A 20,007-nucleotide genomic window follows, 5' to 3' on the forward strand; every position below is an offset into this window, starting at 1 on the left:
TTATTATGAATTATGAAGATGTAGTTGTCGAATTAGACCATGTAATAAAAAGCTCTGAAAAGGTAGCTGTATCTATTTTTGATAAACTTGAATTAGCTCTATCACTTACAAAAGAAAAAGAGTCAAGTGATTTGATTATGGAAGTAATAAATACAATACAAGAAGAAGATATCTTTAGACAAAAACTTGAAAGAGTTGTAAATTGTATTTGTGAAGCACAAGGTTTAGATTGTACAAGATTTAACATTGCACCTACTGCAAAACATATTTCAGGTGACAGTTATGAGGATGAGATATCTCAAGAAGATATCGATAAAATGTTCGCAGAAATAAATAAATAGAAAGTTTGAACTTTCTATTTATCACAAATATCTTTTTTAAGTCTATTTAATATATCAAATATTTTTGCTGACTCAGCATCTACTTCTTTTGCCTTCTCATTTAAAACATTATTTGATTCATTATTTGCATTTGCATCAATCAAAGCTTGAAGTTTTGTAGTTAAAGCTATATTTGACTTCTTAAGATTTGTTACGTTTTCAGTTGCTTTTCCTTGATAATTATTTTCAAAATTGTTTATAAAAGTTGTTAACTCTTTTGAGTCATTTATTTTAAATTTCTCTTTAGTACCAAGTTTTGCGAATATTCTATCTTTAAGCTCAAGAATTTTTACTTTTACATTTGCTGTATCATAAACCAAATCAATATCACATACTTGCTCTCTTGACTCTTCTATGAAACTTGCTCTTGAAGCAGCTGTTACAAGTGAATTTGACATGTTAGCAATTAGACTTGACATATGTGAAATCTCTTCTGCAACACTTGCATTTTCTTGTGTAGCTTGATCTAAAGTAGTGATTGCATCATTTATTTGTACTATCCCAGCTTCTTGCTCTTTTGAAGCAGTAGAAACATTTTCAATCATTTCAATAGTAGCTGAAATATTTTGGTTAAGTTCCGTATAACCTTCAATCATCCTAGTAGAAATCATTTTACCATCATTTGCTTTTGATGTGGCAGCTTCTACTATTCCTTTAATTTCCCGTGCAGCTTCAGCACTTCTTGAAGCTAGATTTCTAACTTCTGCAGCAACAACAGCAAAACCTTTTCCAGCTTCACCAGCAGTTGCTGCTTCAACTGCTGCATTTAGTGAAAGAATATTTGTTTGGAAAGCTATTTGATCTATTACTTCAATTGCTTCATTTATTGAACTAACTTGTTTGTTAATCTCTTCCATAGAATTAGCAGTTTGGCTTGCAAGTTCTTGACCATTTTTGGCTGAAGCTGTAACATTACCTGCAAGTTGACTCATTTTTATTGCAGCTTCATTTGTCCCTTTAATATTTCCTGTTATTTGTTCCAATGCAGCAGCTGTTTCTTCCAATGAAGCAGCTTGTTTATTAGAAGATATGGATAAATTATTTGCAGCTGATGAAAGTGTTTGTGTATTTTCTTTTAATGAATCACCTGCATTCATAATCATAGCTAACATTTCAGATGTATTGTTTCCAACTAATTTAATACTAGCACTTAAAGAACCCATATCCCCATAAATACCTTCATCTTTCATTTCAAAATCAAATTTTGACTCTGAATATTTTTCTAGTGTTTGATTTATTTTTTCTAAGCTATCTCTAGTTCCAGAAATCATAGTATTAAGTTTATTTTTTAAGTCTTCTACATGTGGATTAGAAGCTTGTGCTTTAACTCCATACACAAAGAAACCATTACCAGTTTTCTCTAATACATCATTTGCTTCATCTATAACTTTTGCATCTTGTGCCAATCCAGCTTTTACCTTATCCATATAAGCGTTAAATAGTTCAGCAACTTCTGATATTTCATCTTTAGATTGTACTGTTAATCTTATATTTGTATCATTTGATTCAATTAAGTTAGTAAATCCACTTTTTAATGATTCAATAGGTTTTGTAGCACCTCTTACAATTAAAAAGATTATTGCTAATGTTAAAATACCTAAGATAAGTGAAGTTGTAGAGATACTTAAAACTAAGTCAACTAATCTTTGGTCTGATTCTTGTAATGAAAATGTTAAATCCATTACACCAATTACATCACCAACTTGTTGATTTGCATGACACATCAAACACTCTTGCGCTGCTATCATTGGTTTTATCATTCGTATTTCGTGAGTATCATTTTCTATTGTTTCTAAAAGTTGTGGTTTTTTAGATTCAAAAGATTTTAAAATATCAGTATCTTCAGTAAATTTTGATTCAGGAGAATACATCTCAATTAATGGTTTACTTTTTGCAACAATTAAATTCTTAACACCTTTAATACTTGCAGCATCTTTTTCTGCTTTTTGGATAGTAGCTACATCTCCTGTTGCCATTGCATTTCTAAGACTTTGAAACATAGCTGTATTTAGCATCTCTAAATTTTCTTTTGTAATTGCTATAGAGTCACTTTTTACCTTTGCTGTACTAAAATAAACAACTGCTGTACTACTTATTGTCATTAAAACAACAAGTGCAAACATAATTTTGTTGTTAATTTTTCTACTTATAAATTCAAACATATATAAACCTTAATATTTAAGTTAGGATATTATATAATTAAAACTATTTATAAACGATAAAAAAACAGAAAGATTTAAAAAAAATAATGATTGTTGGAATAAATGGAAAAATTATAAAAAAAGAGCCAACTGTATTACATATTGACGTTAATGGGTTGGTTTATGAGGTATCTGTATCGGTTAATTGTAGTGCAAAAATAACTGAAAATAATATTTCGTTGTTTACAACATATATAATAAGAGAAGATTCACAAGCACTATATGGTTTTCTTGATATAAATGAAAAAAAATTGTTTGATACTGTAATAAAAATAAACGGGGTAGGACCTAAAGTAGCACTTGCTATTTGTTCAACTTTTACTCCAAGCTCATTTTCTCAAATTGTAAGTTCAAATGATATCTCTATGTTAAAAAGAGTACCTGGTATTGGTCCAAAGGGTGCTAGTAGAATATTAGTTGAATTGTCTGGTTTTGTTATTGATGGAAATAGTGATGAGGGTTCATCTGGTAAAAATACAATAGAAGCTTCTATGGCACTTGAATCTTTAGGATTTAAAAAAGATGTTATAGGTAAAGTTTTAAGCAGTTGTACTGCTACAAATACAAGTGACTTGGTAAAAGAAGCACTTAAAAGATTACAAAAATAAATTTAAAGGTTAATATATAATGAAGATTGCTATAGTTTTTGGTGGAAGTAGTTATGAACATGAGATTTCAATAGTATCAGCTATTGCTATGAAAGATGTTATTAAAAGTGAATTAGAGTATATATTTTTAGATCAAAATAGAGATTTTTATCATATTCCTACAAAAACAATAAAATCAAAACTTTTTAGCTCAGGGGAGTACAAAAAGTGTGATAAGTTAACTATTAAAAAAGGTACATTTTCAAAAAAAGCTATGTTTGGTGAAAAAAATGTAGAGTTTGATGTTGTATTAAATTTAATACATGGTGGAGATGGTGAAGATGGAACTCTTGCTTCTCTTTTTGAGTTTTTTGATATAAAATACATTGGACCTAGAGTTGGAGCTTGTAGTGTAAGTTTTAATAAGTTTTTAACAAAAGGTTATGCTTCATCTTTAGGAATTAAAACTATTGACTATAAGTATTTTACAAAGTATGATGAAGTAGTAATTACACAGTTTCCAGTTATAGTAAAACCTGTTACTTTAGGAAGTTCAATTGGTGTTAGTATTGTAAAATCACAAGAAGAATTAAGTTATGCCCTTGATGTTGCTTTTGAGTTTGATAATGCAGTATTAATTGAAACATTTATACCAAATATAAAAGAGTACAATCTAGCAGGTTATAAAGTAGGAAATGAGATAAGATACTCAATAGTTGAAGAACCTCAAAAAGCTGACTTTTTAGATTTTGATAAAAAATATTTAGACTTTGCAAGAACTGAAAGAGTAAGTGTTGCTAATATTAGTGATGAGTTAAAAGAAAAATTAAAAAATAGTTTTGAAACTATTTACAATACAACTTTTGATGGTGCTATGATTAGATGTGATTTTTTTGTAATTGATGATGCAGTATATCTAAATGAAATCAACCCAATACCTGGTTCTATGGCAAATTACTTATTTGAAAATTTTGATTCAAGTATTAAAGAGCTAGCTAAGTCTTTAAGACTAAGAGATAAAATTAAAATCTCATATGACTATGTAAATAAAATTCAAGCGGCTAAAGGTAAATAAACCTTGGCTTTAAAAACAATCCAATATGACAATAAAAGTTTTGATATCTCATATGAAATAATAAACCAATCTTTAAAAAAAGATATTATCATACTTCATGGTTGGGGTTCTAACAAAGATATCATGAATAAAAACTTTAAAAATCATTTGAAAAGTTTTAGACATATATATATTGATTTGCCAGGTTTTGGTAAAAGTCCTACAGAGTATGTACTTACTACAAATGATTATACAAATATTATGGAACTATTTTTAAGTGCGATTTCTGCTTCAAAAGATACAATTATGGGGCACTCATACGGTGGAAAAATTGCCACAAAATTAAACCCAAAAAATCTTATACTTCTAAGTAGTGCAGGAATAGTTGAAGAAAAATCAGCAAAAGTAAAAACTAAAATCAAAATGGCTAAGTTTTTTAAAGCCTTAGGCTTAGGTGGTATTACTAAGATTTTTAGAAGTAAAGACGTGGATAATATGAGTCAAAATATGTATGAAACATTTAAAAATGTTTTAAATGAAGATTTTACAGAGGAGTTTAAAAATTTTTCTGGCAAAGCATATATATTTTGGGGAGAAAGTGATACTGCTACTTCTTTAGAATCTGGTAAAAAGATAGCCTCACTTATAAAAAATAGTCAATTTAAATCATACGAAGGGACTCACTTTTTCTTTGTAGAAAATGCAAAAGATATAAGTGAAACAATAGAAAATGGAATACTTTAATATATTTACACATATAGTTTTAGTGATGGCACTTGGTTGGTATTTGATTACTAACTTACAGTGGTATAGCTATAAAATCGAAAGAGTTATTTTTAAACATCATAAATTAAATTGGCATATCATATATTTTGTGATGCCTTTTGTTATGTATTATTTACTACCTTCATTATACTTTTTGATATATTTTTATGCTTTATATTTACCATTACTTATTTTATGGAATATGAAACTTGATAAACCTTTAGTTTTAACTTCAAGAGTTCAGAGGTTTTTAGCCATACTTTTATTTGTAACATTTAGTATAAGTCTTTTATGTTTTGTAAGTGAAAATTGTAGATCTGCAGGATTATTTATACCTTTATTTATAGCTTATTTAGTCTCTTTTTCTTTGGAGCGAATCTTTTTTATATCTTTTAAACATAAAGCTAAAAAAAGACTTCAAGGAATAGCTGACTTGAAAATTATAGCCATAACTGCATCTTATGGAAAAACATCCATTAAAAACTATTTGTACCAAATATTAAAAACAAAGTTTCATGCCTATAAAACTCCAAGAAGTGTAAATACCTTAGCTGGTCTTGTACTTGACGTAAATAGGGACTTACCGGACAATGCTGATATATATATTGCAGAAGCAGGTGCAAGGATGCAAGGAGATATTGAAGAGATATCAAATTTTTTACAACAAGATTATGCTATCTTAGGGCAAGTTGGTGAACAGCATATGGAGTATTTTAAAACTATAGATAACATAATACATACTAAAATGGAAATTCTAAAGTCACCTAAAATGATAAAGGCTTTTGTTCATGAAAGCGTGCCAATTTTAGATTATGAAAAAATAGTAAAATTCCCAAATAATTTAAATATTACTATGAGTAACTTAGATGGTATTTGGTTTGATATAGAAATAGATGGTAAACAAGAACATTTTCACGCTCCCATACTTGGAAGTTTCAACGCAGTAAATCTAACAGCTTGTATTCTTATGGCAAAAGAGTTAGGTATGAGTATAGATCAAATCAAAATTGCCCTAGATAAGATCAAACCAGTAGAACACAGACTTCAAAAAATAGAAGCTGGTGGAAAAGTTATCATTGATGATAGTTTCAATGGAAACTTTGAGGGTATGTTAGAAGCTGTAAATCTTTGTAGTGAATATAAAGGTAGAAAAGTAATCATAACTCCAGGACTTGTAGAGTCAAATGATGAAACAAATATCCTTTTAGCAAAAGAGATAAATAAACACTTTGACTATGTAATTTTAACTGGTTCATTAAATACTCACCTTTTTAGTGATAATATAGATAAAAATAAACAGTTTATCCTAAAAGATAAATCAAAAATGGAAGAAATCTTAGCAGAAAAAACTAGAGCAGGGGATTTAATCCTTTTTGCAAATGACGCACCAAATTTTATTTAAGCCTTTGGCTTTAATAAAATTAAATGAATAAGGAATAGTGAATAATGAATAATGTTTTGAAAGATAAAGCTTATCAGTTTGCTATTAGAATTGTGAAACTAACTAAGTATTTACAAGAAGAAAAAAAAGAGTTTATTCTTTCTAAACAAATTTTACGAAGTGGTACAGCAATAGGTGCTTTAATTGCTGAGTCCGAATATGCTCAATCAAAACCTGATTTTATATCTAAATTACACATATCTATTAAAGAAGCTAATGAAACAAATTATTGGTTAAATTTATTAAAAGATTCAAATTATTTAAATGATAAAATGTTTAATAGTATTAATCCAGATTTAATTGAATTATTAAAAATATTAACAACAAGTATAAAAACAGCTAAGGAAAACAATGCCTAAAATTATTTATTATTCATTATTCACTATTCATTTCTTTTCATGGAGCAAAGCGTAATGGAAAGAATTTATGCACCTTGGCGATTTGAGTATATAACAGAAGATAAGATTGAGGGGTGTGTATTTTGTCACATATTTGAAAATTCAAATGATGATGAAAAACTAGGCGTTGTTTTTAGGGATAAAAACTGCTATGTGGTCATGAACAAATATCCATATACTCCTGGTCACATGATGGTAATACCAAACTTCCACACAGAAAATATAGAAGATTTAGATGATGAAATCTGGATAGATATGTCATTACGTGTAAAACAAGCTACAAAAATGTTGAAAGAAGTTTTAAATGCTGAAGGTGTAAACATAGGTATGAATCTTAGCAAAGCAGCAGGTGCAGGTATTGCAGAACATGTTCACTATCATCTTGTGCCAAGATGGGGTGGGGATACAAACTTTATCACTACTATTGGAAATACTAGAGTTTATCCTGTTGATTTTCATAAGTTATACAAGAAGCTTTGTGAGAATTCAGGTAAGTATTTTGTTTAAGAAATTTACTTTTAACTTAAGTAATAGAATAAAATATGGCAAATAATTGGAATATTCCTTTATGGTTAGAATTAGAAGTCAGACAAAGAGATAAAAGATGTGTTTATTGTGGTGTAGAATTTACCTCTTCAAAAATTTCTAAAAAAACTGCTCCAAGTTGGGAACATATTATTAATGATGCAAAAATAATCACAAGAGAGAACATTACTTTATGTTGTTGTAGTTGTAATGCAAGTAAAGGACAAAAAAAACTTTCTATTTGGCTTGAATCAAAATATTGTAAGGAAAAGAATATTAATAAAGATACCGTTGCTTTGATCATCAAACAAGTACTTGAAAATATGTAAGAGTCTTTTATATTTTTTTCTCATAAACACCTAAAGGTCTTCGCTCCTCTTACTTTGTGTGGACAAAGTAAGCAAAACCACCAACAGAGTTTCAAAGCCCTTTGGGTTCCCTCACTTATTATTTTTATCTTTTCTGCTTGTCAAAACTCGTTTATTAAAACTTGCGTTTAGCAACTTTTAAACACTCAAACAGTTGCCAATCTTGTTTAGAAAAGAGAAAAATAAACATTCGGCTTTTGCAAATGTTGGAATCAAAGGTGGGATAAGGACATTTGCATTTTTGATTTTCTAAGGTTAAAAATTTCTCTTAATAAATTATTTAAAATATGGAAGGTAGTCGAAGACCTTCGAAGCCGTGGAGAGTTTTCTTTGTTACTTTCTTTATGGTTAAAGAAAGTAAAAGCGGAAACCTTTAGGTTTTCAAGAGAGATACTCCTAATTTCATATAAATATAACTTTACAATGTTATACTAAATTTTTAAAACTCAAAAGGATGTTAACATGATAATTAGAAAAGAAGTAAATTCAAGAATGAGTAAGATAGTTGAACATAATGGAATTATCTATTTTGCTGGAATTGTACCTGACAATACAGATATGGATGTTCAAGAACAAGCTAAAAGAGTACTTGAAATTGCAGAAGAAAAATTTGTTGCTGCAGGGACAAATAAAGAGATGTTATTAAGAGCGGAAATATATTTAAAAGATATTGATAGAGATTTTGCAAACTTTAATAAAATCTGGGATGAATGGGTATCAAATGAAAATCCACCAGCTCGTGCTTGTGTTCAAGCTTCTATGTCAAGTACTTCAACACTGGTTGAGATTATCTTTACAGCGGTAAAAATTTAAACAATTATATTACATATTTTTTTTTCTCGGAGTATAATATTTGCATAGTATTATTCGGAAAATAGATTTGGAGAACTTATTATGAAACGAGACACTATTATTATTGGTGCTGGTGTTGTAGGACTTATGTGTGCTTACTCTTTACATAAAGCAGGGAGAAAAGTAACTATTATAGATGAGGGTGATATTACAAATAGTACATCATTTGGAAATGCTGGATTATTATCTGCTTTTGATAAAGGTTCTCTTAGCTATCCAGGTGTTATAACAAACACTATGAAACAGATGCTAAAGGGAGAATCCCCAGTTAAAATTCATCCAACTTTAGATTTCAAACTTTTAAAGTGGCTTTTTAAATTTGCCGCAAGTGCAAATGAGACCAGATTTAAAAGAACTATTATGCTCTTTGAAAAGTATGGAGAAGAGACTTTACATTTATATGAAAAAATGCAAAAAAAAGAAGGGCTTGATTTTGATTATCACAGAACAGGTATGCTTTCTGTATTTACAGAAGATGCGACATATGAAAAAAAGTTAAAAGAGTGTGAATCTAAAGACCCAAAAAATTATAAAATCCTTTCAAAACAAGAAACAAAAGAGTATTTGCCTTGTGGAAATGAGATGATAAAAGGTTCTATATTATTTAATAGAAATGCCCACTTTGACCCTAAAAGAGTTATGTTAGAAACAAAAGAGTTTTTACAAAAAGAGGGTGTAGAATTTATATTAAATGAAAAAATCATAGATATAAAATTTGAGAATAAAAAAGTAAAATCTATAAGTTCACTTAACAATACCTATGAAGCTGAGAACTTTGTACTTTCTACTGGTTATCAAACACTTTTAGCAGATATTAGAAAAAAAAGTTTTATGATGACACCAGCAAAGGGATATAGTATCACTTTTACTATGCCTGAAGTTCTTAAACCTAAAACATCAACTTTGTTTAGTGATTTGTTTATAGTTATGACTCCTAGGCGTGACAGTGTAAGACTTACTTCAAAATTAGAATTAGGTTCAACAGATACAAAAGTGGTGAAAGAACAAATTGATAGCATAAAAGCAAACTTTGAAAAATATACTGTTCCTTTTGAGATGCAAGATATAAAAGAGTGGTCAGGATTTAGACCTCTTACTCCAAATGATATGCCACTACTTGGGCGTGATGAAAAATACAAAAATCTAGTATATGCTATGGGTTTAGGATGGTTAGGTATGACCTTTGCTCCTAGTGTTGGAAAGATTGTTAAAAAAATGATTACAAAAGATTTAGATAATAAAGATAGTGATGATATTTTATTATTTTCTGGTTTGTATCAATAAATATAAAAGGTAATAGATGTATTCAGAGCTACTTTCAAAGAAGAGATATTATGGTGATGGTGAGATTGCAGTAGATAAACATGAAGAGTTTTATAGAAGTAGTTTTCACAAGGATTATGACAGGTTAATATTCTCAAATTCATTTAGAAGATTATCTAAAAAAACACAAGTTCATCCCCTATCAAAAAATGACCATGTTCATAATAGATTAACTCATAGTTTAGAAGTAGCAAGTGTGGGAAGAAGTTTAGGTTTAAAAGCTGGTGAAATATTTAAAAAAAGCAATGATAGTATAAATCCTTATGATGTAGGGTATATAGTTCAAACAGCTTGTTTAGCACACGATATTGGAAATCCACCCTTTGGACATGCTGGAGAAGAAGTAATCAAAGAGTGGTTTGAAAAAAATAAAAACGAAAGCTTTTTAAAAAAACTTTCAAGTGATGAACTTGATGACTTTTTAAACTTAGATGGCAATGCCCAAAGTTTTAGAATAGTGAGTAAACTTGAAAATAATAGTTTCAAAGGTGGCATGAATCTTACTTTTTCTACCCTTGCTACCTTGATAAAATATCCTTACTCTTCAAATAATTGCAAAAATATAGGTAAATCAAAATTCAACTTTTTTCAAAGTGAAAAGCAGTTTTTTGATTTACTTTTTAGTGAGTTAAAATTAGTAAGAAAAGATGGAACATATATGCGACATCCTCTTTCATACCTTATGGAAGTAGCTGATGATATTTGTTATGGTTTATTGGATTTACAAGATGCCCATGAGCTTAAAATAATCAGTTTAAATGATACAACAAAAATCTTTGAGTATTTTTTAGGAGAAGAAGAGGTTGAAAAATCACTTGCAAATGAAAAATATAATGACTATCAAAGATTATCAAGATTTGTTGCTTTATCAATAAATAAACTTACAACTCATGCCATGGAAAAGTTTGAAGAAAATTTGGATCATCTTTGTAGTGAAAATCAAAAAAAAGATTTACTCTCTTATTTCTCTGATGATAAATTAAAAGAGGGCTTATTGGTTGCTAAAAAATTGGGTCATGATAAAATCTTCAATGAATCAAGAAAAGTAGAGTTAGAACTAGGTGCTTATAATATAATTGAAACATTATTAGATAATCTAATTCGTGCCACATACAAATTATATGAATGTCAAAATGAAAAAGAGCTTTCATTTAGAGATGAAAGAGCTTTACAACTTATGGAAAAAGACAAACCAATCAAATCAGACTCTCTTTATGAGATGTATCAAAGAGTAGTTGATTATATAGTTGGAATGACGGATAATCATGCAAAACATATAGCACATCAATTTATTGGGATGAGTTATTAAATATTATAAATTTGTCCTATGATCTTAAGACAAAAATATCAAAGATTTCTTCATCTTTTATAAATAAAATTTATTTTCATTAGTTTTATTTAATAAAAAAACATGAAAATCTTAAAAATATAAGTAAAACTAATGTAATATGACCAAAATGTGACCATTATTCTGATACAATTTTAAAGATTTATTATAATTAATTATTATAATATGTTTTTAAATATATCAGGAGAAAAAATGAAAAAAACTGAGCTAAATAGTATCAATAAAAAAATTGCAGTTTCTGTAATTGCTATTTCACTTATAGCTTTAATTACTGGATTTATTGTATTAAGTTGGTATTCAGACAAATCAGAAAAGAATGTTTATAAAAATACAGTCATATCACTTAAAGAAATTGTAGAAGAAAAACTAGATGAAAAAAAAGCTGTTGGAATATCAAATGCAGTAAGTATTGCAAATGATGGAAGAATCAAAAAATCACTTAGAACACAAGATAGAGAAATAGCAATATTATCATTAGGTTTTATTAGCAAAAAAATGAAAAAATCTACTCCTTTTAAAAATATAAAAGTACATGTACATACAAAAGATAATAAATCTTTTGTGCGAAGTTGGGAAGCAAGTAAATATGGTGATGATTTAAGTTCTTTTAGAGATAGTGTAGTAAAAGTAAATCAAACAAGTACAGCTGTAAATACATTTGAAGTTGGAAATGCTGGATTGTCATTGCGTTCTGTTGTATGTGTTACTGATGATGATGGTACGCATTTAGGTTCTTTAGAATTTATGCAAGGACTTAATTCTGTTGCAAAAAGTTTTGATAAATCAAAAGATGCTTTTTTACTTTTAATGGATGATAAATTTTTAAAAGGGGAATTATCAACTAATAAATTTAAGAACTATGTAATCTCTCAAAAATTTATAAACAAAGATTTTTTTAGGGATATAAATAGTATAGCTTTTAATGAACTTTTGAAAAATAAAATCTATAAATCTGATAAGTATTTATATACATATATAGATATAAAAGATTTTAATGAACAAAAGCTTGGCATTGCTATTGTTGCATCTCCTATGTCCAAAGTTATACAAGCTATTGAAGATTCAAAAAAAATGATTAATATATGTATGATTATTATTGTGTCACTTATTGTATTTATACTTATTTCTCTAATGGTATCATTAAAAAAAGTTGTTATTTCACCATTAAATAGTTTTCAAAATGGATTACTAAGTTTTTTTAAATATCTAAATAAAGAAACAACTACAGTAGAAGAGCTTAAAATATATTCTGATGATGAAATTGGTAAAATGTCAAAGGCTATTAATGAAAATATTATAAAAACAAAAAATATTATTGATTCTGATAATAAATTTTTAGCAGAAGTAAAAGATATTATTCTCACAGTTAAGGATGGTTATCTTAATAAAAGATTAGAAAATAAAGTAACATCAGAAAGTTTGGAAGAGTTAAGAGGGCATATAAACGATATGCTTACGAATCTTCATATAAAAGTTTCTACTAACATAAATGATTTAACTATTGCACTTGATAAATATGCAAAACTTGATTTTACACATAGAATTGAAGGATGCGATAGTGAAGTAACTTTAGGATTGAATAATCTAGCAGATACTATTAATAAAATGTTATTAGAAAATAAAATAAATGGATTAACTTTAGATGAAAGCTCAAACATATTACTTAAAAATGTAGATAAATTAAATCAAAGTTCAAATGAAGCAGCAGCAAGTTTAGAAGAAACAGCAGCAGCCTTAGAAGAAATTACTTCTAATATAAGACATAATACAGAAAATATTGCAAAAATGTCAGACTTCTCAAATAATGTTACTGACTCTGCAAATGAGGGAGAGAAGTTAGCATGTCAAACAACAATAGCAATGGAAGATATAGATGCACAAGTAAATGCAATAAATGAAGCAATAACAGTAATAGATCAAATAGCTTTCCAAACAAATATTCTTTCTCTAAATGCAGCTGTAGAAGCAGCAACTGCAGGAGAAACTGGAAAAGGATTTGCAGTTGTTGCCCAAGAAGTTAGAAATCTAGCAAATAGAAGTGCTGAAGCAGCAAAAGAGATAAAAAATTTAGTAGAGAGTGCAACAAAAAAAGCAAATGAGGGGAAAAATATATCTGGAGATATGATAAATGGATATAAAAAATTAAGTGAAAATATAACAAAAACAATAAACTTAATTGATGATATAAGAAGTGCAAGTAAAGAACAACTAATGGGAATAGAACAAATAAATATAGCAGTTACACAACTCGATCAACAAACTCAACAAAATGCAGTAATAGCAGCTCAAACTCATGATGTAGCAGTTATTACGGACCAAATAGCAAAACTTGTAGTGAATGATGCTGATAGTAAAGAATTTAGAGGTAAAGCAGAAGCTAGAGCTAAGTCTTTGGTTGCGTAAAATTAGTAAAAAAGAGATTAAATTCTCTTTTTTATAAGCTATTTAGGGCTATTGTAAAATATAAAATCTGAATTTTATCATAGAATTATTCTTGTGTTTCATCTAATAAATCCATAATTTTTTCATATACTTTGGCTGCTTGTTCTTCACTCATTTGATTGGTATTAATTGCTTCAACAATATTTTGAAGTTCTACCATAAATGATTCCATTTCTTTGATTGCATCCATATCATCATCTGTTGCTTCATTATTTTCTAGAAGTTTAAGTAAATCTTCTAAATATAATTCAACTTCTGGTAACATTGTTACTTCAACAATCTCTTTTAATTCATCTTTTACACTTGGCATATTAAACCTCTAGAATAGATTATAGTATTCTTTAAAATACAAAAGCAATATCTGCTATTGAGATATTATACATTAATACCTTTGTATTTTCAGAATCAATAACACCATATTTTATAGTGAAATTTCCTGGATTTTCAATTTCATCATTTTTATTTACAAATTTTTTATATTTTTCTTCATCAATAATAGAATATATAAATAAAACTTTTTCTTTAAATTTTTCATTATCAATATACAAAGAAAATATTTCAGCTTGCTTTTTTCTATCATATTTATTTACAAAATTATTATTATACATATTTTCTACAATCTGTTTTTTTGAATATTCTTTTGAGTTAAATTTATAGTAATCATCGGCTAAAATCTCTTCAATTTCATCAGAAACTTCAAATAGATTAAATTTTAAATAGTTATTTTCTTCTTCAATTAGATATTTTTTTTCAATCATAAATCTCCTTTTGTATTTAATACTTTATATAAATAGCACTTTAAGATGAATAAAATCTTTTTTTTGACTAAAACTTCCATTTAACTTAAGAGATAGTCAAAAAAAGAGTAGTTATCCTTTTAAAAAGGAAATAAAAATAGTAATTAATGGAGTGAATACCCACAACTGTTGACATTTTATAAAAAAAAAGTTATAATCCGCGTCCATGAAAAATGGTTAGAGTGTGTTTACCACACATTTAACGAGTTCTTTAAAGGAAAAAAATGGAAAAAATTAGATTAAAGCTTAAAGCTTACGATCACAGAGTTTTAGACAGAAGTGTTGCTTCAATTGTTGAAGCTGTTAAGAGAACTGGTGCTGAGTTGAGAGGTCCAATACCTTTACCAACTAAAATCAGAAGATATACAGTAATCAAAGGTCCTCACGTAAATAAAGATTCAAGAGAACAATTCGAGATCAGAGTTCATTCAAGAATGATTGATATCGTATCTGCAACTCCTGATACAGTAGATTCATTAATGAAACTTGACTTAGCTCCTGAAGTTGACGTTGAAGTTAGATCTATGGGTCAAGAATAAGAAAGGGTAATAAATGGAATTTATCGTAGAAAAAATTGGTATGAGTAGAACTATTTCTGTTCCTTCAGTTCCTGTTACACTTTTAAAAGTTCTTGATACTAAAGTATGTGAAGTGACTGATGGTGTAGCAATTGTATCATATAGCAATGGTAAAAAATTTAACAAAGCTATAGAAGGACAACAAAAAAAATACAACTTATCTAAAGAGTTCAATAGATTTGCAACTATGGAAGTAGCAAACTCTGAAGCTGGAGATTTAGATGTATCTGTTTTAGCAGACGCTAAAGTTTTAAAATCAACTTTTAAAACTAAAGGTAGAGGTTTCTCTGGTGCTGTTAAAAGATGGAACTTTGCTGGTGGTAGAGCATCACACGGACATAGAATGGGTAAAAGAACAGGTTCTATTGGTAACTGTGAGTGGCCAGGTAGAGTTCAACCAGGTAAAAAAATGCCAGGTCAATACGGAAATACAAATGTATCTGTAAAAAATGAGGTTTTCTCTTTCGATGCAGAAACTGGTATATTAGCTGTTAAAGGTTCTGTTTCTGGACCAAACGGTGGATTAGGAAAAGTAAGGATTGCTAAATGAGTAATGCAGTATTAGTAAAAACAAGTGAATTACCAGAATCGTTTCAAAATGTTAATTCTCACAACTTATACTTATATGTTAAATCATATCTAGCAGCTCAAAGAGCAAACACAGCTAGAGTAAAAAACAGATCAGAAGTAAGCGGTGGTGGTAAAAAACCAAAAGCTCAAAAAGGTTCTGGTGCAGCAAGATGGGGTTCTAAAAGATCACCATTATTTGTTGGAGGTGGACAAGTATTTGGACCATCTGCTAGAAATTACAATCAAAAAATTAATAAAAAGCAAAAAGGGCTTGCATTAAAATATGCTATTAATGCTCATGCTGAAAAAGAGTCTTTATTCGTAGTTGATTCTGTTAAATTAGAATCAGGTAAAACTAAAGATGCTGTTGCAGTTTTAAAAGGTTTAAACCAAAGAGATACTTTAATCATTGTTGATACAATTGATGAAAAAACATACTTAGCGTTTAGAAACATTAAAAACTGTTATATGATTGAAAAACAAGAAGTAAATGCTTATGTTGCAGCTGCTTATCACTCAATCTTAGTTGAGAAGTCAGTTCTTGAAGCATTAAAAGAGGCATAAGATGGCAGATATTACAGATATAAAAGCAATATTATACACAGAAAAAACTATCGAATTACAAGAGAGTGGTGTAATTGTTGTTCAAACTAGTCCTAGAATGACTAAAAACGGATTAAAAGATGTTTTTAAAGAGTACTTTGGAGTAACACCTTCAAAAGTTAATTCATTAAGACAAAGTGGTAAAGTAAAAAGATTTAGAGGGAAAATCGGTAAACGAGCTGACTTCAAAAAATTCTATGTAACATTACCAGAGGGCGCTGAAATAGCGAACCTTTCAGCATAAGGAGATAAAGTATGGCAATTAAAAAATTTAGACCAATAACTCCTGCTAGAAGATTTATGTCAGTAATGGATACTTCTGATATTACTTCAAAACCAACGGTAAGATCTTTACTTGTAAGAGTAAAAGCAACAGCTGGTAGAAATAGTAATGGTAGAATCACTTCAAGACACAAAGAAGCAGGTGCTAAAAAACTTTACAGAATTATCGATTTCAAAAGAGATAAATTTGGTGTTGAAGGTACTGTTTCAACAATTGAGTATGACCCATATAGAAACTGTAGAATTTGTTTAGTAACTTATACAGATGGTGATAAAAGATATATTTTACAACCAAGTGGTTTACAAGTTGGATCAAAAATTAGTGCTGCAGAATCAGGTTTAGATATTCTTCCTGGAAATGCAATGAAACTTATCAACATCCCAGTTGGTACAATGGTTCATAATATTGAAATGAAACCAGGAAAAGGTGGACAAATTGCAAGATCTGCTGGTGGATATGCTCAAATCATGGGTAGAGAAGACAAATATGTAATTATGAGACTTCCTTCAGGTGAAATGAGAAAAATTCTTGGTGTTTGTATGGCTACAATTGGTATTGTTGGAAATGAAGATTTCTCTAACATGGTAATTGGTAAAGCTGGTAGAAGTAGACATCTTGGTATTAGACCTCAAACTAGAGGATCTGCGATGAACCCAATCGATCACCCACACGGTGGAGGAGAAGGTAAAACTAACTCAGGAAGACATCCAGTTACTCCATGGGGTATGCCAACTAAAGGTTATAAAACTAGAAAGAAAAAAGCTAGTGACAAATTAATCATTTCAAGAAAAAAGAAGTAAGGGTTTAAGATGGCAAGATCAGTAAAAAAAGGTCCATTCGTAGACGCACACTTAATGAAAAAAGTTATCAAAGCTAATGAAACTAATGACAAAAAACCAATTAAAACTTGGTCAAGAAGATCAACAGTTTTACCAGATATGATTGGTTTATCATTTAATGTGCATAATGGAAGAAACTTCGTACCTGTAAATATTACAGAAAATCACGTAGGTTATAAATTAGGTGAATTCGCACCAACTAGAACTTTTAAGGGACACAAAGGTTCAGTTCAGAAGAAGGTAGGATAAGATGGGTAGAGCTATATTAAGATTTATTAGAGTTTCTCCAATTAAAGCAAGACTTATTGCTAGAGAAGTTCAAGGTATGAATGCAGAGTATGCTATTGCATCTTTAGAATTTACACCTAACAAAGCTGCTGGATTAATTTCAAAAGTTATTGCTTCTGCAGTTGCAAATTCTGGTTTAGAAGCAGAAGACGCAATTATTACATCTGCAAGAGTTGACAAAGGTCCAGTACTTAAAAGATTTACTCCAAGAGCAAGAGGTTCTGCTTCTCCAAAGCACAAACCAACAGCACATATTATGATTGAAGTAGAAGCTGCACCTAAAGGAGATAAGTAATGGGTCAAAAAGTTAATCCAATTGGTTTAAGATTAGGTATTAATAGAAACTGGGAATCAAGATGGTTTCCAAAATTCTCTAACATGCCTGCTAATGTTGCTGAAGATAGCAAAATTAGAAAATTCGTTAAAAAAGAGCTTTACTATGCTGGAATTGCTCAAACTTTAATCGAAAGAACAGCTAAAAAAGTTAGAGTAACTATTGTTGCTGCAAGACCTGGTATCATTATTGGTAAAAAAGGTGCAGATGTTGAGAAATTAAAAGATTCTTTAACAAACTTAGTTGGTAAAGAAATTGCTGTTAACATTAAAGAAGAAAGAAAGCCTCAACTTTCTGGACAGTTAGCTGCTGAAAATGTTGCTCAACAATTAGAAAGAAGAGTTGCATTTAGAAGAGCTATGAAAAGAGTTATGCAAAATGCAATCAAAGGTGGAGCAAAAGGAATTAAAGTTTCTGTTTCTGGTAGACTTGGTGGAGCTGAAATGGCTAGAACTGAGTGGTACTTAGAAGGTAGAGTTCCTTTACATACTTTAAGAGCTAGAATCGATTACGGTTTTGCTGAAGCTCACACAACTTATGGTTGTATTGGTGTAAAAGTTTGGATTTTCAAAGGTGAAGTACTTGCTAAAGGTATTCCAGTTGAAAAAGAAGAAGCGGCTAAACCAAAAAGAAGACCAACAAAGAAAAGAGGTAAGTAATTATGTTAATGCCTAAAAGAACAAAATATAGAAAAGTAATGAAAGGTCGAAATAGAGGTAAATCTATGAGAGCTAATACTTTGGCTTATGGTCAATTTGGTATCAAAGCTTTAGAGCATGGTAGAATTGATTCAAGACAAATTGAAGCTGCCAGAATTGCTATGACAAGAGCTATCAAAAGACAAGGTAAAGTTTGGATTTGTGTATTTCCAGCTAAACCACTTACTGCTAAACCATTAGAAACAAGAATGGGTAAAGGTAAAGGTCCAGTTGATAAATGGGTAATGAACATTAAGCCAGGTAGAGTATGTTTCGAGATGGCGGGTGTAAGTGAAGAATTAGCAAGAGCAGCATTGACTTTAGCAGTTCACAAATTACCTTTTAAATGTAAAATTGTAAGTAAAGAGAGTGAAAATGACTTATTCTGATATTAAAGATAAAAGCTTACAAGAGCTAAACGAGTTATTAAAAGAGAAAAAGGTGCTTCTTTTTGAATTAAAAGCTAAGCTAAAAACTATGCAGTTGACTAATACATCTGAATTAAATGTTGCGAAAAAAGATATCGCAAGAATTCAAACAGCTATTACTGCAGTAAAAGCTAAGTAAGGATCTATAATATGAGTACACATAAAAGAGAGATTCAAGGTGTAGTGGTAAAAAAATCTGGAGATAAAACTGCTTCTGTTTTAGTAACAAGATCAGTATTACACCCAAAATACCACAAAACTGTAAAGAGATTTAAAAAATATTTAGTTCATGATGAAAAAAATGAGTTAAATGAAGGTGACACTGTAATTGCTATTGAGTGTAGACCTTTATCTAAAACTAAATCTTTTAGATTAAAGACAATTGTAGCTACAGGAGTTAAATAATGATTCAAAGTTTTACTAGATTAAATGTAGCAGACAACACAGGTGCAAAAGAGATCATGTGTATCAAAGTTTTAGGTGGTTCTAAAAGAAGATACGCAACAGTTGGTGACGTAATCGTTGCTTCTGTTAAAAAAGCTATTCCTACTGGAAAGATTAAAAAAGGTCAAGTTGTAAAAGCGGTTGTTGTTAGAACTCATAAAGAAGTTCAAAGAGAAAATGGTTCATTAATCAGATTTGATGATAATGCAGCAGTTATTCTTGATGCAAAAAGAGAGCCTGTTGGAACAAGAATTTTTGGACCAGTTGCTAGAGAAGTTAGATATTCAGGTTTCATGAAAATCGTTTCACTTGCACCGGAGGTATTATAATATGGCAGTTAAATTAAAAATCAAAAAAGGTGATACAGTTAAAATCATCGCAGGTGACGATAAAGGTAAAACTGGTGAAGTTTTAAAAGTTATCCCATCTAAATTACAAGTTATTGTAAAAGATTGTAAAGT

At 29.3% G+C, this 20,007-nt stretch carries 28 protein-coding genes; 25 read left to right on the top strand and 3 right to left on the bottom strand.

Annotated features, from left to right (window positions below; genetic code table 11):
* The first annotated feature begins 5 nt into the window (after positions 1-5).
* Positions 6-341, top strand: coding sequence for a hypothetical protein (locus ACQY5W_RS09055; protein ID WP_428024639.1), 336 nt, complete (start codon positions 6-8; stop codon positions 339-341).
* A 14-nt stretch (positions 342-355) separates the two neighbouring features.
* On the opposite strand, the gene ACQY5W_RS09060 is transcribed toward ACQY5W_RS09055, so the two are convergent.
* Complete coding sequence (locus ACQY5W_RS09060; RefSeq protein ID WP_428024640.1) at positions 356-2,542, bottom strand: methyl-accepting chemotaxis protein; 2,187 nt, start codon at positions 2,540-2,542, stop codon at positions 356-358.
* Positions 2,543-2,628: 86 nt separating this feature from the next.
* Between ACQY5W_RS09060 and ruvA the strand changes: the two genes are divergently transcribed.
* The 11 genes from ruvA to ACQY5W_RS09115 all read left to right on the top strand — a co-directional run bounded on the left by ruvA (position 2,629) and on the right by ACQY5W_RS09115 (position 13,645).
* A complete protein-coding gene (ruvA, locus tag ACQY5W_RS09065; protein WP_428024641.1) occupies positions 2,629-3,189 on the top strand; it encodes a Holliday junction branch migration protein RuvA in 561 nt (186 codons plus the stop codon).
* A gap of 19 nt (positions 3,190-3,208) precedes the next feature.
* On the top strand, positions 3,209-4,243 hold the full coding sequence (locus ACQY5W_RS09070; RefSeq protein WP_428024642.1) for a D-alanine--D-alanine ligase: 1,035 nt from the start codon (positions 3,209-3,211) through the stop codon (positions 4,241-4,243).
* A 3-nt stretch (positions 4,244-4,246) separates the two neighbouring features.
* Entirely contained in the window at positions 4,247-4,966 is a 720-nt protein-coding gene (locus tag ACQY5W_RS09075; RefSeq protein ID WP_428024643.1) for an alpha/beta fold hydrolase, read from the top strand.
* The gene (locus ACQY5W_RS09080) at positions 4,953-6,389 is read left to right on the top strand and encodes a Mur ligase family protein (RefSeq protein ID WP_428024644.1); all 1,437 of its coding nucleotides are present in this window, start codon (positions 4,953-4,955) and stop codon (positions 6,387-6,389) included. Before ACQY5W_RS09075 ends, ACQY5W_RS09080 begins: the two co-directional genes overlap by 14 nt.
* Before the next feature lie 44 nt (positions 6,390-6,433).
* On the top strand, positions 6,434-6,787 hold the full coding sequence (locus ACQY5W_RS09085) for a four helix bundle protein (protein WP_428024645.1): 354 nt from the start codon (positions 6,434-6,436) through the stop codon (positions 6,785-6,787).
* A 54-nt stretch (positions 6,788-6,841) separates the two neighbouring features.
* Positions 6,842-7,333 (top strand): HIT family protein, encoded by a 492-nt coding sequence (locus ACQY5W_RS09090; protein ID WP_428024646.1) that lies wholly within the window; start codon positions 6,842-6,844, stop codon positions 7,331-7,333.
* Between the two features lie 35 nt (positions 7,334-7,368).
* Complete coding sequence (locus ACQY5W_RS09095; protein WP_428024647.1) at positions 7,369-7,680, top strand: HNH endonuclease; 312 nt, start codon at positions 7,369-7,371, stop codon at positions 7,678-7,680.
* 501 nt (positions 7,681-8,181) lie between these two features.
* Positions 8,182-8,532: a RidA family protein gene (locus ACQY5W_RS09100; protein ID WP_428024648.1), complete on the top strand. Its 351-nt coding sequence runs from the start codon at positions 8,182-8,184 to the stop codon at positions 8,530-8,532.
* An 81-nt stretch (positions 8,533-8,613) separates the two neighbouring features.
* Positions 8,614-9,855: an NAD(P)/FAD-dependent oxidoreductase gene (locus tag ACQY5W_RS09105; protein ID WP_428024649.1), complete on the top strand. Its 1,242-nt coding sequence runs from the start codon at positions 8,614-8,616 to the stop codon at positions 9,853-9,855.
* Positions 9,856-9,871: 16 nt separating this feature from the next.
* Entirely contained in the window at positions 9,872-11,203 is a 1,332-nt protein-coding gene (locus ACQY5W_RS09110) for a deoxyguanosinetriphosphate triphosphohydrolase (RefSeq protein ID WP_428024650.1), read from the top strand.
* A 231-nt stretch (positions 11,204-11,434) separates the two neighbouring features.
* Complete coding sequence (locus ACQY5W_RS09115) at positions 11,435-13,645, top strand: methyl-accepting chemotaxis protein (protein ID WP_428024651.1); 2,211 nt, start codon at positions 11,435-11,437, stop codon at positions 13,643-13,645.
* Positions 13,646-13,730: 85 nt separating this feature from the next.
* Here ACQY5W_RS09115 and ACQY5W_RS09120 read toward each other — a convergent pair whose 3' ends face one another.
* Positions 13,731-13,994 (bottom strand): hypothetical protein, encoded by a 264-nt coding sequence (locus ACQY5W_RS09120; RefSeq protein ID WP_428024652.1) that lies wholly within the window; start codon positions 13,992-13,994, stop codon positions 13,731-13,733.
* 31 nt (positions 13,995-14,025) lie between these two features.
* Positions 14,026-14,442, bottom strand: a complete 417-nt coding sequence (locus ACQY5W_RS09125; protein ID WP_428024653.1) for a hypothetical protein — start codon at positions 14,440-14,442, stop codon at positions 14,026-14,028.
* Positions 14,443-14,705: 263 nt separating this feature from the next.
* On the opposite strand from ACQY5W_RS09125, the gene rpsJ reads away from it, so the two are divergent.
* The 13 genes from rpsJ to ACQY5W_RS09190 all read left to right on the top strand — a co-directional run.
* Complete coding sequence (rpsJ, locus tag ACQY5W_RS09130; RefSeq protein ID WP_013134908.1) at positions 14,706-15,020, top strand: 30S ribosomal protein S10; 315 nt, start codon at positions 14,706-14,708, stop codon at positions 15,018-15,020.
* 13 nt (positions 15,021-15,033) lie between these two features.
* Positions 15,034-15,609, top strand: a complete 576-nt coding sequence (gene rplC, locus ACQY5W_RS09135) for a 50S ribosomal protein L3 (protein WP_428024654.1) — start codon at positions 15,034-15,036, stop codon at positions 15,607-15,609.
* On the top strand, positions 15,606-16,193 hold the full coding sequence (gene rplD, locus ACQY5W_RS09140) for a 50S ribosomal protein L4 (protein ID WP_428024655.1): 588 nt from the start codon (positions 15,606-15,608) through the stop codon (positions 16,191-16,193). The genes rplC and rplD overlap by 4 nt, the downstream gene beginning before the upstream one ends.
* 1 nt (position 16,194) lies before the next feature.
* Positions 16,195-16,476: a 50S ribosomal protein L23 gene (locus ACQY5W_RS09145; protein ID WP_428024656.1), complete on the top strand. Its 282-nt coding sequence runs from the start codon at positions 16,195-16,197 to the stop codon at positions 16,474-16,476.
* An 11-nt stretch (positions 16,477-16,487) separates the two neighbouring features.
* Positions 16,488-17,315 (top strand): 50S ribosomal protein L2, encoded by an 828-nt coding sequence (gene rplB, locus ACQY5W_RS09150; protein WP_428024657.1) that lies wholly within the window; start codon positions 16,488-16,490, stop codon positions 17,313-17,315.
* A gap of 9 nt (positions 17,316-17,324) precedes the next feature.
* The gene (gene rpsS / locus ACQY5W_RS09155) at positions 17,325-17,603 is read left to right on the top strand and encodes a 30S ribosomal protein S19 (RefSeq protein ID WP_428024658.1); all 279 of its coding nucleotides are present in this window, start codon (positions 17,325-17,327) and stop codon (positions 17,601-17,603) included.
* Position 17,604: 1 nt separating this feature from the next.
* Entirely contained in the window at positions 17,605-17,937 is a 333-nt protein-coding gene (rplV, locus tag ACQY5W_RS09160) for a 50S ribosomal protein L22 (RefSeq protein ID WP_428024659.1), read from the top strand.
* A complete protein-coding gene (rpsC, locus tag ACQY5W_RS09165; protein WP_428024660.1) occupies positions 17,937-18,635 on the top strand; it encodes a 30S ribosomal protein S3 in 699 nt (232 codons plus the stop codon). Before rplV ends, rpsC begins: the two co-directional genes overlap by 1 nt.
* A 2-nt stretch (positions 18,636-18,637) precedes the next feature.
* Complete coding sequence (gene rplP, locus ACQY5W_RS09170; protein ID WP_428024661.1) at positions 18,638-19,063, top strand: 50S ribosomal protein L16; 426 nt, start codon at positions 18,638-18,640, stop codon at positions 19,061-19,063.
* Positions 19,050-19,241: a 50S ribosomal protein L29 gene (gene rpmC, locus ACQY5W_RS09175; RefSeq protein ID WP_428024662.1), complete on the top strand. Its 192-nt coding sequence runs from the start codon at positions 19,050-19,052 to the stop codon at positions 19,239-19,241. The genes rplP and rpmC overlap by 14 nt, the downstream gene beginning before the upstream one ends.
* Positions 19,242-19,252: 11 nt before the next feature.
* The gene (rpsQ, locus tag ACQY5W_RS09180; protein ID WP_428024663.1) at positions 19,253-19,507 is read left to right on the top strand and encodes a 30S ribosomal protein S17; all 255 of its coding nucleotides are present in this window, start codon (positions 19,253-19,255) and stop codon (positions 19,505-19,507) included.
* The gene (gene rplN, locus ACQY5W_RS09185) at positions 19,507-19,875 is read left to right on the top strand and encodes a 50S ribosomal protein L14 (RefSeq protein WP_428024664.1); all 369 of its coding nucleotides are present in this window, start codon (positions 19,507-19,509) and stop codon (positions 19,873-19,875) included. Before rpsQ ends, rplN begins: the two co-directional genes overlap by 1 nt.
* A gap of 1 nt (position 19,876) precedes the next feature.
* Positions 19,877-20,007, top strand: a 131-nt coding sequence (locus ACQY5W_RS09190; RefSeq protein ID WP_428024665.1) for a KOW motif-containing protein, incomplete at its 3' end; no start/stop codon positions are given.

This window comes from Arcobacter sp. (assembly GCF_050300555.1).
Lineage (GTDB): Bacteria > Campylobacterota > Campylobacteria > Campylobacterales > Arcobacteraceae > Arcobacter.